The organism is Rhodococcus sp. NPDC055024 (assembly GCF_053608585.1).
On sequence record NZ_JBSGVT010000006.1, the window covers coordinates 177,185 to 190,111 of the forward strand.

Below are 12,927 nucleotides of genomic sequence, written 5' to 3' on the forward strand. Positions count from 1 at the left end.
GGTCGTCATGAAGAAACTCGGGCTACGCGGAAAACTGCTGCTCGCGCAGCTTGTCGTCCTGTTCGTTTCCTGCCTCGCCATCGCCGCCGTTGCCATTGCCGTGGCTGCCCCGCTCTTTCACAACCACCTCATGATGGCCGGCATCGAAGACTCGAATGTTCGTACCCACACCGAAGAAGCGTTCGCTCAGACCATGACCATCGCACTGTTGTGCGGGATCGCGGTCGCATTGGTGGGTGCAGGCATCGCCGCGGTCTACATCGTCCGGCGCATCACGGCCCCGATCACAACGCTGGCGGAGGCGGCGCAAAGCGTCGCCGACGGGAACTTCGACGTGACTATCGACAGGTCTGACGTGGATGCAGATTTCACGCGTCTCGAAACTGCCTTCGCCGACATGGCTGCACGCCTTGATCATTCGGATCGGGTTCGCAAACGACTGCTTGCCGACCTCGCCCACGAACTGCGCACTCCGGTATCGACTTTGGCTGCGTACGTGGACGGCATCGAGGATGGCGTCCTACCCACGGACACGACTTCATGGTCGGTGATGCGTGACCAACTCGAAAGACTTCGTCGGCTCTCGCGCGATCTGGCGGATGTCTCCGCTGCCGACGAGCACGCACTCGAACTCGATCGACGGGCCGAGGATCTCGACGACATCGTCGCCGGCGCAACGGCAGCAGCGCGGCCGCGATTTGTCGATCGTGGAGTCGAATTGACGACCGTCTTGCCTCCGCACACAATCACGGCCGAGGTCGATCGCCAACGAATCGAACAGATCCTCGCCAACCTTCTCGAGAACGCGTTGCGGCACACTCCAACCGGAGGTTCGGTGACGGTGACACTCGCGCGGGGAGAGGCTCACCTCTCGGTGTCCGTCACCGACACCGGCGACGGAATTCCCTCAGACCAGCTCGAATCCGTCTTCGACCGTTTTCATCGTGGTGATCGATCCGACGGTTCGGGTTTGGGGCTCACGATTGCGCGCAGCCTCGCGCTCGCCCACGGCGGCGATCTGTCGGCACGCCGAAACGAGCAACCTCTCGGCAGCACGCTGATCCTGACCTTGCCGGCAGGTTTCACGCAGCCGCTTTGAACGGATCGTGTTCGGCGATCAGCTTCTCGAGTCGAGCCTCGTCCACCCGAACTCTGACCGTCGATGCCTCCTGCTGATCACGAATCACCTTGGCCAACGTGAACGTGCTGGTGACCAAGAACAGCAAGGACATTCCGAGAAATCCGCGTTGCCACGCATCGATCGGAAGATAGGCAATTCCGAGGAGGGTGCCGACAAAACTGACGGCAAAGGCGATTCCGGCCTGCAGGTAGAAGGCTGCAGTGGTCTTCGAAGGTGTTGTCGGTGCGCTCATGCTTCGAAGTCTGGCCTGTCGCCGCAACACTCGGATGCGTAGTCCTACTCGAGAGCCCGCGGTACTTCCCCCGGCAAAAATCAGATGCCGTCGCCCATCGTGGTGGATAGTCTCGGTTCGGTAGACGGAGATGTTCGAGAACAGTCAGACGGCAGGAGTTATCGATGACCCGCAGACATATCGCCATGGTGAGCATTCCCGCACCGGGCCACGTCAATCCGAGCCTGGCGATCATCGCGCGTCTCGTGGCCGCCGGTCACCGCGTCACCTATGCCAACGACGAGTCGATGCGTGAGATCATCGAGGCGACCGGGGCCGAATTCGCACAGTACGTATCCACGCTGCCCAGCCTCGCTCCTTCCCCTGACGGCGCCGCACCGGAGAAGAGCTGGGACGGGGATCTGATCGATCAGTTGACCCTGTTCCAGGACGACTACGAGTCGATGCTGCCGCAATTGCGCCGAATCTACGAAGACGATCGACCTGACCTCTTTCTCTACGACATCGCCGGCATTCCGGCACGAATACTGGCCCAGCAGTGGAATGTTCCCATCGTCCAGTTGTCGCCGACGTACGTTGCCTGGGACGGTTACGAAGCCGACGCCGCACCGATGTACGACGAGATTCGTTCCGATCCGAGAGGCGTGGACCTGCTCGATCGGGAGGCCCGGTTCTTCCGCAGCGAAGGCGTCGAGGTCGATCCTCGTGAGTTCACCGGACGCCCACCGCGTGCGATCGTTCTGATCGCAGAATCTATGCAGCTCAACGCCGATCGAGTGAACCGCGACGTCTACACGTTTGTCGGCCCCGCACTCGAACCGAGCAGTCAATCCTGGGTGAACCCGGATCCGGAACGCAAGCTCTTGTTGATTTCGCTGGGTTCTGCCTTCACCGATCACCCGGATTTCTACCGCACCTGCGTCGAAGCTTTCGGCGAAATGGACGGCTGGCGCGTCGTCCTCCAAATCGGAAAGCAGGTACAGATCTCAGATCTCGGATCGGTGCCCGAGACCGTCGAAATACACCGCTGGGTACCGCAGTTCGCGATTCTGCAGCAGGCCGACGCATTTGTGACCCACGCGGGTATGGGCGGATCCAGCGAGGGACTCGTCACCGGTACGCCCATGATCGCGGTGCCACAAGCCGTTGACCAGTTCGGCAACGCCGACTCACTTGTCGACGCCGGCGTCGCAGTACGCGTCGACGGCGCTACCGTCACGGCAGAAGAGCTTCGTGAGGCGCTGACGCGCGTGAGTTCGAGTGAGTTCCGCCGACGCAGCGCAGAGTTGGCAGAAGAACTCGCAGCGGCGGGCGGCGTATCGCGTGCAGTCGAGTTGATCGAAGCCGCCCTACCCGGCAGCGGGCCGAGATGATGAGTTCTACCAGTGCCAGGCGTCGCCGCCCACGTTCTTGATGGTTCGCTGCAGGACCGTGATGGTGGTGACGAATTCATCTTCGCTGATTCCCTGCATCCGCTCCTCCTGCAACGTCTGCTGTACCCGCGCTGCACGATCGAACTGCTCCGAACCGGCATCAGTAGGGCGAAGGACAGTCCCGTCTTCACGCGCCCACCCCAGTTCGAGGGCAGAGTCGACGGCGTCGTCGATGACCTCAGTTGATTCGTTCGGACCGATCGTCCGCAGGAGGACAGCTCGCTCGACCCCTTCCGGGTGCAGCGAAAGTTGGTGCAGGATCCACCATTGCGGCTGAGTCACACCGATTGCTTCGAGTGCCCCGCGCGTGCGTGCGCGAATCGCTTCGCCTGCACGCGCGGTCCAGAATCCGATCGGCTGATTCGCCGGTGGCTGCATTGGCTGTTTGGTCATGGACACGACGATAAAACCTCAATGGAAGTTCAGGTCAACCCCAAGGCGGTGAGTTCTACATATGTTGTGTGATTGCTCCGCCGATGATGCGGGCGGCGTCGGGGAATTCGCCCGGGTTCGGACCGGCGTAGTTGAGCCGCAGGAACTTTCCGGTCGGTTCCGCCGGGAACCAATCGTCTCCGGCCCCGACGATCACGCCGGCCGACCGGCAGTCCTGCACGACGCGTTCGAGATTCGTGGTGTCCGGAAGCCGAAGCCAGAGGTTGAGTCCACCTTGCGGTACGGCGTCGAGGTGAGCGTCCGGCGCATGCTCGCGCAGACTCGACACCAGGAGGTCGCGTCTGGCCTCGAGTTGGTGACGAAGCCTGCGCAGGTGCGTTCGCCAGGCCGGTTGGGTAACGACGTCGAGGGCAACGGCCTGCAGCATTCCGCTGACGTACATCGAATCTGCTTGTGTATCAGCAAGAATTCGCTCATAAGCCGGGCCGCGAGCGATCAAGCCGGCAACTCGCACCGATGGGGACACACTCTTGGTCAGCGCACGGAGGTAGACAACGTGTCCGCTGTCGTCTCGAGCAGCAATAGGGCTGGGATCGGCGGTGATGCCGAAGTCGAGCGCCGAACTGTCCTCGATCAGGAAGGCTCCGTGCCGACGGACGGTCTCGAGCACCTTGTCAGCCAATGTCGGCGACCACAACGCCCCCGTCGGACTCGCGAAACTCGGTTGTGCGTAGAACGCCCGAGCGCCGGTCTGTTCGAATGCACGCGAAAGCTCTTCCGGATCAGGACCGTTGGCACCACTGGAGATCGGAATGACCGTGACACCGGCCTGGGCGGCAGCAAGGATCGCACCCCAGTACGTCGGCGATTCCATGAGCAACGGACGCCCCTCCCCCACGAGCGCACGGAAGGACGTCGCAAGTCCACCCTGACTGCCGGGAAGTACAACCACGTCGTTCGGCCCCGGCGGCGTGATCCCGGCAGGAGTGGCCGAACCCAATTCGGAGGCAAACCAGGATTGCAGTTCCGGAAGCCCGGCAGCGAGTGGCCGATTGAAGACGGCGTCGGTTCGCGTTGCCCTGGTGAAGGCTGCACGAACCAGTCCTTCCGGCAACAGCTCTCGGGCCGGATAGCCGGAATGCAGCGCGATCACGTCGTTGGAGGTGGACTGCAGCGCAATAGGCAGTTGCAGCCGATAGTTCGGCGATCCGAGCGCCGCCGTCTGCCACCCGTAGTCGTTGGGTCGCACGACGCGTGCGGCGCGTACGAAGGTCCCCACACCGGGACGAGCCTCCACAGCCCCCTGAGATACCAGTGTTCGCAGCGCCTTCTGCACAGTGACCGGACTCGCCCCGTGCGTGCTGACGAGCGACCGAGTGGACGGAAGCTTCGCACCTGGAGGAGCCGTCGCGATCCACTCGCGTAAAGCTGCGACTATCCGCGAACTGCTATCATTGGACATGTCGAATCATAGTAGCGCTACTCTCTCGCCAACGCTAGCGCTATCGCGAATTTATGTCCGTTTCCAGGCCGAACCGTAAGGCGCCCTTCTCGTCCGACACACCACTCGTCCACCGAACCGGAGAGGTACGTAACCGCGTGAACACACCCATCGATCAGGCCCGCAAGCTCGAGAATGTCAGGTACGACATCAGAGGGCGAATTCTCGACAAGACCGAAGAACTCGAGGATCAGGGACACACGATCCTGCGACTCAACGTCGGCAATCCGGCCCCCTTCGGGTTCGAAGCACCGGACGAAATCATGATGGCCATGATCCGTAATCTCCCTACCGCACAGGGATATTGCGATTCACGCGGACTGTATTCGGCGCGCACTGCGGTGGTTCAGTACTACCAGACGCGGGGTATCACCGACGTCACCGTCGACGAGATCTACCTCGGAAACGGTGTCTCCGAACTGATCACCCTGACGATGCAGGCCCTCTGCAATCCAGAGGACGAGATCCTGATTCCCGCTCCCGACTATCCATTGTGGACGGCTTCGGTGTCGCTTGCCGGCGGTACGCCGGTCCACTACCTCACCGACGAAAGCCAAGGCTGGGCACCGGACTTCGACGATCTCGAAGCTCGGATCTCTCCGCGCACCCGAGGGATTGTCGTCATCAATCCCAACAATCCGACGGGCGCCGTCTACTCGACGGAGGTGCTGCAACGCTTCGTGGACCTTGCGCGCAAACACGATCTGATGCTCTTCGCAGACGAAATCTACGAGAAGATCGTCTACGACGGCCAATCCATGACAAACCTTGCGACGATGACCGGGCGAGACGTCCTGTGTCTGACGTATTCGGGACTGTCCAAGGCCTACCGCGTCTGCGGATTCCGAGCCGGATGGCTGGCCATCACCGGACCACTCGAACGGGCGTCGAGCTTCATCGAAGGCATCAAACTGCTGGCCAACATGCGTATGTGTGCCAACGTGCCGGCGCAGCACGCCATCCAGACCGCACTCGGCGGACGCCAGTCCATCGAGGACCTGTTGCTTCCACAAGGTCGACTGACGGCCCAGCGCGATCTCGCGCACAGCACGCTCAACAGCATCGACGGGATCAGTTGCCAGCAGGCCGACGGGGCGCTGTACCTGTTCCCGAAACTCGACGTCGACAAGTTCGGCATCGTCGACGACGAGAGGTTCGTTCTCGATCTACTGGAATCGGAGAAGATTCTTGTCAGTCACGGCCGCGCGTTCAATTGGATCGAGCCTGATCATTTCCGACTGGTGACTCTGCCGAACACCGACGATCTGTCGATCGCCCTCGAGCGCCTCGGTAACTTCCTCAGTTCCTACAGCCAGTAATCCCCGGGCACCGGGACACCTCCACAAACGACTGAACGCCGACCGGATTTCCGGTCGGCGTTCAGTGGTGAAAATCAGCAGGCGATCAGGCAGTGACGATCGCGTCGAGTGCCGAGTAGAACAAGCCGAGTCCGTCGTCACTGGGGCCGGTGAGAGCCTCGGTGGCGTGCTCGGGGTGCGGCATCAGACCAACGACGCGGCCGTTGGCCGAGGAGATACCGGCGATACGACGCTGCGAGCCGTTGGGGTTCTCCTCCGAGTAACGGAAGACGACGCGGCCTTCGCCCTCGAGTTCGTCGAGAACCTTCTCGGACGCCTGGAAGCGGCCTTCACCCGACTTGAGCGGGATGAGGATCTGGGCGCCGGCCTCGTAGCGTGAGGACCACGCCGTGTTGTTGGCTTCGACCGTCAACCACTCGTCGCGGCAGATGAAGTGCAGACCCTGGTTACGGGTCAGGGCACCGGGAAGCAGACCGGCTTCGCAGAGGATCTGGAAACCGTTGCAAATGCCGAGGACCGGCATGCCGCCCTTGGCTGCTTCGACGACCTTGCCCATCGCGGGAGCAAACCGGGCGATTGCGCCGCAGCGAAGGTAGTCGCCGTAGGAGAATCCTCCGGGGACGACGACTGCGTCGACGCCCTTGAGGTCTGCATCGCCGTGCCAGAGTTCAACAGCTTCACCGCCGGCCAGGTTGACGGCCCGAGCAGCGTCGATGTCGTCGAGCGTGCCCGGGAACGTGATAACCCCGATACGTGCGCTCATGCCTCGACTCGCCTGACGGTCCAATCCTCGATCACCGTGTTGGCCAGCAGGCCTTCGGCGATCTTCTCGAGTTCGGCGTCTTCGACACTGCCGTCGATCTCCAACTCGAACCGCTTGCCCTGACGGACATCGGATACTCCTGCAAAGCCCAGGCGAGACAGTGCCCCGACAATTGCCTGTCCCTGGGGGTCGAGAATCTCGGCCTTGGGCATGACTTCGACGACGACACGGGCCACGTGCTGCTCCTCGGTACTAGTGCGCGAACCCGGAGTGAAACGCTCGGGTGATGGCCAGTTTACCGGGCGCACCCGAGATGGTTCGCATCGAGTGATCGGGGCGTGACGGCCAACACCTGTGGGACTCGCCTGCGAGCCCTTCCGCGTCGGCGCATACTCGAAATCATGCGACTGACACATTTTGGCCATTCCTGTGTGCTCGTGGAGTTGAACGGCTCGAAGATCCTCTTCGATCCCGGCAACTTCTCGCACGGATTCGAAGGCATCACCGGCCTCGACGCCATCCTCGTGACACATCAACATCCCGATCATGCCGACCCGGCTCGCCTGCCCGAACTGGCCGAAGCGAACCCCGATGCCCTGCTCTACAGCGATCCGCAGACGGCTGAAAAGCTCGGTGGGCGCTGGACCGGAGTCCGGCCCGGCGACCGGTTCAGCATCGGCGACGTCGAAGTGACCGGAACCGGCGGTGAGCACGCGATCATCCACCCGGACCTACCGATAATCGACAACACCGCGTTCCTCCTCGGCGACGCCACCAACCCGGCGCAGTTCATGCATCCCGGCGATTCCCTCTTCGTTCCCGAACAGACGGTCGACGTTCTTGCTCTTCCTGCCGCCGCACCGTGGCTCAAGATTTCCGAGGCCATCGACTACCTCCGCGCGGTGGCGCCGCGTGTCGCGGTTCCCATCCATCAAGCGATTATCCGCGACGAGGCCGCCGGAATTTTCTACGGCCGCTACTCGGAAATGGCTGCCGACGGTACGGAGTTCCGCGTCCTCGACGAGGAGTCGAGCGTCGAGGTCGCCTGATTCAACCCTTCATGCACTCACATCGACGATGATCCAGCCGGTGCTCGTCCCACCGGCTGCGTCGGTGAGTGCGTAGCGGATCCGGTCGACCCCCGTCTTCGTACCCGCCGTGTACACAACTTTGCCGCCGTCGAGTTTCACGGTACCGCCGAGAAGTGAGGTCGCCTCGAAACCGGTCACCTTGATCGAATCTCCGTTGCTGTCATGATCATTCGCGACAGCGTCGACAGTGGCTGTGCCACCCGAACTGACCCGCGCGGTGTCGAGTGCGGCGTACGGCGGGATCGGGGTTGCCGTGTACCGACCGATGTCGTCGAGTCGAGCCGAGGCAACGTCCGCGGCATCGACGATGGCTGCGAATTCGGTGCCGTCGAAGCGCGAGAGGTCGTTGCCGTTCATGATGGTTCGGCCCTCGGCGCCGCCGCCGTGATAGTCGTCGGCGTAGAAGTTGTGGCCCAACTCGTGGCGGAGGACGCGGCTGAAGTTGCCGTCGGACTCGGCGCCGACCTGCGCGTAGCTGTGATCAACCTCGAACTTCGAGTAGTAGGCATTTCCGCCACCGGACCTGCACACGACAGTCGCCTGATCGACGCTCGTCCCGACTTGATCGGACCACAGATCTTCCAACTGCTCGAGGTTTTCACAGCTGCTCGAGTACGGGTCACTGGCGGCATCGGCCCGAAGGACGACGCGACCGAGGATCGGCCGAATTCCGACGTCTCTGATCCAGATGGCAGCGGTTCTGGCCATGGATTCCTCGGCCCGATCCAAAGCAACGGCGGGACTGCCTTCGCCGTGCGCGGAGTACCACTCACCGCTCAGGTCCAACCCCACTACGAACTGCTTCACGGTTTTGCCGACGCCGGCTGCCGAAGCCGGCGCGACAGAGGCCGTCGGCCACTGCGGCTTCGCATCGATCGGCGCTGTACTTCGACCGACCACGTCGGATCCGACGAACTCGATCGAAGCACCACGATCGAAAATCACCTGCCCGCGCAGAGTTCCGGCCGAGTCGACGATGGCCGAGACTATTGCGTCCGGATGCCCCTCCACGCTGCCGATGTACGAACGGGGCGCCGGAATCACCACATCGGACAGCTTGCCGCCGCTTTCTTGTACGGCCATCGAGAAGTCTGATCCCCGCAGATCCATCTTGTGCAGCCGCAGAGTGAGTTGCTCACCTTGATCGTCGACGGTTGCGGTGCGTACGCCATCACTCGATCCGCTCGATCCGCTCGATCCACCGTCGATACTGCCCGTCGGCAGCGTGTGAACCGCGCCGGCCGGAGCGGCAGACGCGAGTGCCGGAACGAACGCAGCACAGACAACTGCGCCAACAGCCACGGCAACAAGACCCTCGGCCGACTTGGAGAACACTCTTGCGCGCATGGTGAAGTCCCAACCTCGTCTACTAGCGGCACATTAACTGCACGCACTCTAGCAGCGAGAAAGCCGGCAGACTCCACTCTCCACTTCAGCGTCCGATATATCCGAATTAACCCCTCGATGGACCACTACCAGCCAAGAAGCGGAGACATACGAAGAGTGCGTCTGCTCGGACAACCCGGGCAGACGACGCCGCCTCCTAGCTATCAAATAGTTGCCAACCGCCGAACTCAGGCAGCGCCGAGTTCTCGAGACGGCGAGTTCCACCGATACACCTGCGAGGCGGCTTCGTGAAAGAGAGCAAGATCGACGGCGTCGAGAACTGCCTGGCGCGGTCCCTCGTTTCCCAACTGCTTGGCGGTGATCGACAACCTGACCAGTCCCCCACGCTTGGCGGCGCGCCCGGCTCCGAGAACCAACGCACGGCACCACCACGGTTCGGCCTTGAAGCCCTCGCCGATACCGAAAACCCTTCCCCGCTGCAAGGTTCCACGGGTCAGATCGTGCACGGCGCCGAGTCCTGCCATCGTCCGAAAGCCGGTCTCCGGCAACACCGACATGGCACCGGGCGACGCCACCCAGCGCGGCGGTGCGAACACCCGGGTCCTGAGGCCTGCCTGTTCGAGGACCCGATCCGCAGCGAGTAGTCGCAGTTTTGCTTCGTGCTTGGACAGAGTGGCGAACTCGGCCCGACGACGCTTGGTCGCGGCCTGGTCGTAGCCGTGCAGAACGATGGCGTCGCCGTGCTCACGACGCTCACGCAGCCAGGCCGTCGTCACCGCGTCGTCGGCAAGTCGATATTTGTCCTTGAGTCGCGGCGCCACCAGGAGCGACAAACGGACGCCTCGAGCGTCCATCTCGTCAGCGAATCCGGCAGCGAGATAACATGTCTCGTCTCTGATTCCGGATACCGACACGATCAGTTCTGCGGACATACTCCGATAGTGGCAGCTGTGGGTGAACAGCACACTGCCGCCGGATGATCATCCGGCGGCAGTTTCCAACAACGAGCTACCAGTTCTCGAGAAGCGCAGCTACTAATTCTTGGGAAGCGCAGCTACTAGTTCTTGGGAAGCGCAGCTTCGATCGCGGCGACGACCTCGGGTGCGTCAGGCTCGGTCCGCGGACGGAATCGGTTGACGACGGTGCCGTCCGGTCCGATCAGGAACTTCTCGAAGTTCCACTGAATGTCGCCCGCAGCGCCTTCGGCGTCGGCGGCCTTGGTGAGTTCGGCGTACAGCGGATGCTGGTTTTCGCCGTTCACCTCGATCTTCTCCAGAAGCGGGAACGTGACGCCGTAGGTCGTGGAGCAGAACGTCTCGATCTCTTCTGCGGTGCCTGGTTCCTGGCCCATGAACTGATTGCACGGGATACCGATCACGGTCAGACCGCGGTCCGCGTATTCACTGGCCAGCTTCTCGAGAGCCGAGTACTGCGGGGTCAGTCCACACTTGGATGCGACGTTGACCACGAGCACGGCACGGCCGTCGTATTCGCCCAACGAGGTGGGCACGCCACCGAGAGTGTTGATCGCGATGTTCTGTACTGGAGTTGTCATAGGTTCCAACTTAGCGACTCTCTCGCGCACTGCTACTTCGCGCACTGCTAATTCGATGCTCCGAGAATGCGATCGAGGTCGTCGAGAACGGTGAGGCCGCCGAGCGGTCCGACGCCGGTGATCCAGTACGACATGTCCACCAGATGTGGGTTCGGGAAGAATCCGGCGTTGTCCGCCACGGCCTTCGGCATCGTGCCGGCATCGGCAGGATTCACGGACGTGACCAGGATGAGATCGGCGCTGGATCCGGAGACGAATTCCGGGGAGAGGTCGACTGAGATCGAGTTCTCCCAGTCGCGGGCGGGAATGGTGAGCCCTGCGCATTCGAGTGTGCTTCCGGCAAACGACGTGGGTCCGTACAGCGTCAGAACGTCGTCGCGTGGGCGGATGAGCTGAGCGGTCTTGCCCTCGGTGCTGTGCTTGCTCGCCACTTCCTCGCAGCGTTCCGTGTAGTCACCGAGCAGTTCGCCCGCCTGATCGGTCTTGTTCAACGCTTCTGCGACGAACTGGACGTTGTCCTGCCACGGATCGGTCTGAGTTGCCATGTAGACGGTCGGCGCGATGGCAGCGAGCTGCTCGTACAGATCCCCGTGCCGTGTTTCCGTTCCGATGATCAGATCCGGGCTCAGCGCGACGATCTTCTCGAGGTTCGGTGCCGCGACGGTTCCGACCATCTCGATCTCTGCCGCCTTCTCACCGAGGTACGCCGGAACGCCCGTCGTCTCGCTGAGTACCGCGGTGCCCACGGGAATCACGCCCAGCGCTACCGACGTGTCGAGCTGAACCGGCTCGAGCACGACAACTCTCTGCGGATCCATCGGCACGTCGGTGGTTCCGCGGGCGTGGGTGACCGCATGCACAGTGTCGGCAGACTGACTGTCGGCATCCGTCTTGTCGTCACTGCCACAAGCAGTCGTAGTTGCCAAGATGGCGGCGAGGACAAAACCACCCAGCACGTACCTCGTACGCGAGTTACTGCGCTTCATTCACACACTCCTGTCACCGACTGCTTCCGACCGTCACAGCCACGCGTATTCACCACGGCTGAGCAAAGGATTCACCATCCAATAGCCTGGTGAGCCTAACCTACGAAACTGGAGCCTTTTCGTGTCTTCCCTCCCCTGCCACAGCGACGGTGTCGTGGGGAAGGCACCTGTGCAGTGCCTTTCGGAATTTTTCGCCAATCCTCAAACCAGTCGACGCCCTCACGCCTGCACACGGCAGTCGTCGACTGCCGGCGAACCTATGGTCGGTCGCGCCGGCATGACACATCTGTGGGTGTTGATCGAGCACCCCGGGCCCTGGCCGGCGTCCGCCCCGGACGACGTTCTGCCAGACGCGCTCACCGAAAAAATCTACTCAGCGCAGGGGCGTATCCGCGTTGTGCTGATCCGGCGTCCCCGCAACCGCCAGGTCCTCACCCCGACCTGCGTTCTCGCGTGGACGGACGGCACGCGCCACTGGATGAGGGAAGGGTCGGTGGACCGATACGAGGACCTGTCGGCACTACCGTTCGGATCGATGGCCACCGGAGTGGAGCCCGCCTTCGGCCGCGCCCGTACGGAACCGCTCTTCGGAGTCTGCACACATGGGAAAAAGGATGCGTGCTGCGCCGAACTCGGCCGTCCGGTTGTGGCGGCGCTGGACGCGGCCCAGATCGCGGACGTGTGGGAGTGCAGTCACATCGGTGGAGATCGTTTCGCCGCCAACATGATTGCGTGGCCCGCCGCAGTCTATTTCAGCCGACTGGACGGCAACTCTGCGATGGATGCAGCCGAGAAGTACCTGAACGGAGAACTGTCCCTGACGCACCTGCGCGGCCGGGCAGCGCTGTCGCAGGCCGCTCAGGCCGCCGAGCACGCTGTCCGGCGCGCCACCGACATTGTCGCTTCGGGCGCACTCGAGAGTGTCACCGAGAGAGTGGACGGAGTACGCACGACTGTCGATCTCCGGTTGGGAGCGAGAGACTTTCGCGTGGTCGTACGCCCCGGCCCTCCAGGGCAACCGTTCCGACATGATTGTGGTTCCGGTGGCACCGTCGAATGGAACGGATGGATCGTCGAGCATCTTCACGAGCAATCGCACTGACCACTCAGTTTCGGTACGACTGCCCGGCAGGCCATCGAACCGAGATTTACGCTGACTGACAACA

General features: G+C 62.4%; 14 protein-coding genes. 5 read left to right on the forward strand and 9 right to left on the reverse strand.

From position 1 onward, the window contains the following. Positions 1 to 7: 7 nt before the first annotated feature. The gene (locus tag ACWF6P_RS15325; protein WP_452621542.1) at positions 8 to 1,099 is read left to right on the forward strand and encodes a sensor histidine kinase; all 1,092 of its coding nucleotides are present in this window, start codon (positions 8 to 10) and stop codon (positions 1,097 to 1,099) included. Here ACWF6P_RS15325 and ACWF6P_RS15330 read toward each other — a convergent pair. Further along, positions 1,083 to 1,373: a YiaA/YiaB family inner membrane protein gene (locus ACWF6P_RS15330; RefSeq protein ID WP_054800678.1), complete on the reverse strand. Its 291-nt coding sequence runs from the start codon at positions 1,371 to 1,373 to the stop codon at positions 1,083 to 1,085. The genes ACWF6P_RS15325 and ACWF6P_RS15330 overlap by 17 nt on opposite strands. Before the next feature lie 164 nt (positions 1,374 to 1,537). Between ACWF6P_RS15330 and ACWF6P_RS15335 the strand changes: the two genes are divergently transcribed. Then, positions 1,538 to 2,746 carry a macrolide family glycosyltransferase gene (locus ACWF6P_RS15335; protein WP_452621543.1) on the forward strand — a complete coding sequence of 403 codons (1,209 nt, stop codon included), beginning with the start codon at positions 1,538 to 1,540 and terminating at the stop codon, positions 2,744 to 2,746. 6 nt (positions 2,747 to 2,752) lie between these two features. On the opposite strand, the gene ACWF6P_RS15340 is transcribed toward ACWF6P_RS15335, so the two are convergent. Then, entirely contained in the window at positions 2,753 to 3,199 is a 447-nt protein-coding gene (locus ACWF6P_RS15340) for a MarR family winged helix-turn-helix transcriptional regulator (protein ID WP_452621544.1), read from the reverse strand. A gap of 55 nt (positions 3,200 to 3,254) precedes the next feature. Further along, positions 3,255 to 4,661 carry an aminotransferase-like domain-containing protein gene (locus ACWF6P_RS15345; protein ID WP_378448832.1) on the reverse strand — a complete coding sequence of 469 codons (1,407 nt, stop codon included), beginning with the start codon at positions 4,659 to 4,661 and terminating at the stop codon, positions 3,255 to 3,257. Positions 4,662 to 4,798: 137 nt separating this feature from the next. Here ACWF6P_RS15345 and ACWF6P_RS15350 point away from each other — a divergent pair, with 137 nt between their 5' ends. After that, positions 4,799 to 6,019 carry a pyridoxal phosphate-dependent aminotransferase gene (locus ACWF6P_RS15350; RefSeq protein ID WP_452621545.1) on the forward strand — a complete coding sequence of 407 codons (1,221 nt, stop codon included), beginning with the start codon at positions 4,799 to 4,801 and terminating at the stop codon, positions 6,017 to 6,019. 85 nt (positions 6,020 to 6,104) lie between these two features. On the opposite strand, the gene purQ is transcribed toward ACWF6P_RS15350, so the two are convergent. Continuing rightward, on the reverse strand, positions 6,105 to 6,782 hold the full coding sequence (gene purQ / locus ACWF6P_RS15355) for a phosphoribosylformylglycinamidine synthase subunit PurQ (protein ID WP_050655460.1): 678 nt from the start codon (positions 6,780 to 6,782) through the stop codon (positions 6,105 to 6,107). Next, the gene (gene purS / locus ACWF6P_RS15360; protein WP_003945817.1) at positions 6,779 to 7,018 is read right to left on the reverse strand and encodes a phosphoribosylformylglycinamidine synthase subunit PurS; all 240 of its coding nucleotides are present in this window, start codon (positions 7,016 to 7,018) and stop codon (positions 6,779 to 6,781) included. The genes purQ and purS overlap by 4 nt, the downstream gene beginning before the upstream one ends. A gap of 165 nt (positions 7,019 to 7,183) precedes the next feature. Between purS and ACWF6P_RS15365 the strand changes: the two genes are divergently transcribed. Continuing rightward, positions 7,184 to 7,831 (forward strand): MBL fold metallo-hydrolase, encoded by a 648-nt coding sequence (locus tag ACWF6P_RS15365; protein WP_452621546.1) that lies wholly within the window; start codon positions 7,184 to 7,186, stop codon positions 7,829 to 7,831. A 9-nt stretch (positions 7,832 to 7,840) separates the two neighbouring features. Here the strand turns inward: ACWF6P_RS15365 and ACWF6P_RS15370 are convergent, their stop codons facing one another. From ACWF6P_RS15370 to ACWF6P_RS15385, 4 genes are all read right to left on the reverse strand, one after another. Then, on the reverse strand, positions 7,841 to 9,220 hold the full coding sequence (locus ACWF6P_RS15370; protein ID WP_452621547.1) for an Ig-like domain-containing protein: 1,380 nt from the start codon (positions 9,218 to 9,220) through the stop codon (positions 7,841 to 7,843). A 227-nt stretch (positions 9,221 to 9,447) separates the two neighbouring features. After that, positions 9,448 to 10,152 (reverse strand): DUF2334 domain-containing protein, encoded by a 705-nt coding sequence (locus ACWF6P_RS15375; RefSeq protein ID WP_378535379.1) that lies wholly within the window; start codon positions 10,150 to 10,152, stop codon positions 9,448 to 9,450. Between the two features lie 125 nt (positions 10,153 to 10,277). Continuing rightward, on the reverse strand, positions 10,278 to 10,775 hold the full coding sequence (locus tag ACWF6P_RS15380) for a glutathione peroxidase (protein WP_003945816.1): 498 nt from the start codon (positions 10,773 to 10,775) through the stop codon (positions 10,278 to 10,280). A gap of 47 nt (positions 10,776 to 10,822) precedes the next feature. Further along, positions 10,823 to 11,761, reverse strand: coding sequence for an ABC transporter substrate-binding protein (locus tag ACWF6P_RS15385; protein WP_452621548.1), 939 nt, complete (start codon positions 11,759 to 11,761; stop codon positions 10,823 to 10,825). A gap of 277 nt (positions 11,762 to 12,038) precedes the next feature. On the opposite strand from ACWF6P_RS15385, the gene ACWF6P_RS15390 reads away from it, so the two are divergent. Beyond that, entirely contained in the window at positions 12,039 to 12,863 is an 825-nt protein-coding gene (locus ACWF6P_RS15390; RefSeq protein ID WP_452621549.1) for a sucrase ferredoxin, read from the forward strand. Positions 12,864 to 12,927: the final 64 nt, after the last annotated feature.

Coding starts and splice junctions, on each gene's coding strand:
- ACWF6P_RS15380 (WP_003945816.1), bottom strand. CDS start 10,775: ATGACAACTCCAGTACAGAACATCGCGATCAACACTCTCGGTGGCGTG.
- ACWF6P_RS15365 (WP_452621546.1), top strand. CDS start 7,184: ATGCGACTGACACATTTTGGCCATTCCTGTGTGCTCGTGGAGTTGAAC.
- ACWF6P_RS15335 (WP_452621543.1), top strand. CDS start 1,538: ATGACCCGCAGACATATCGCCATGGTGAGCATTCCCGCACCGGGCCAC.
- ACWF6P_RS15375 (WP_378535379.1), bottom strand. CDS start 10,152: ATGTCCGCAGAACTGATCGTGTCGGTATCCGGAATCAGAGACGAGACA.
- ACWF6P_RS15385 (WP_452621548.1), bottom strand. CDS start 11,761: ATGAAGCGCAGTAACTCGCGTACGAGGTACGTGCTGGGTGGTTTTGTC.
- ACWF6P_RS15345 (WP_378448832.1), bottom strand. CDS start 4,661: ATGTCCAATGATAGCAGTTCGCGGATAGTCGCAGCTTTACGCGAGTGG.
- purQ (WP_050655460.1), bottom strand. CDS start 6,782: ATGAGCGCACGTATCGGGGTTATCACGTTCCCGGGCACGCTCGACGAC.
- ACWF6P_RS15370 (WP_452621547.1), bottom strand. CDS start 9,220: ATGCGCGCAAGAGTGTTCTCCAAGTCGGCCGAGGGTCTTGTTGCCGTG.
- ACWF6P_RS15340 (WP_452621544.1), bottom strand. CDS start 3,199: ATGACCAAACAGCCAATGCAGCCACCGGCGAATCAGCCGATCGGATTC.
- ACWF6P_RS15390 (WP_452621549.1), top strand. CDS start 12,039: ATGACACATCTGTGGGTGTTGATCGAGCACCCCGGGCCCTGGCCGGCG.
- ACWF6P_RS15325 (WP_452621542.1), top strand. CDS start 8: ATGAAGAAACTCGGGCTACGCGGAAAACTGCTGCTCGCGCAGCTTGTC.
- ACWF6P_RS15330 (WP_054800678.1), bottom strand. CDS start 1,373: ATGAGCGCACCGACAACACCTTCGAAGACCACTGCAGCCTTCTACCTG.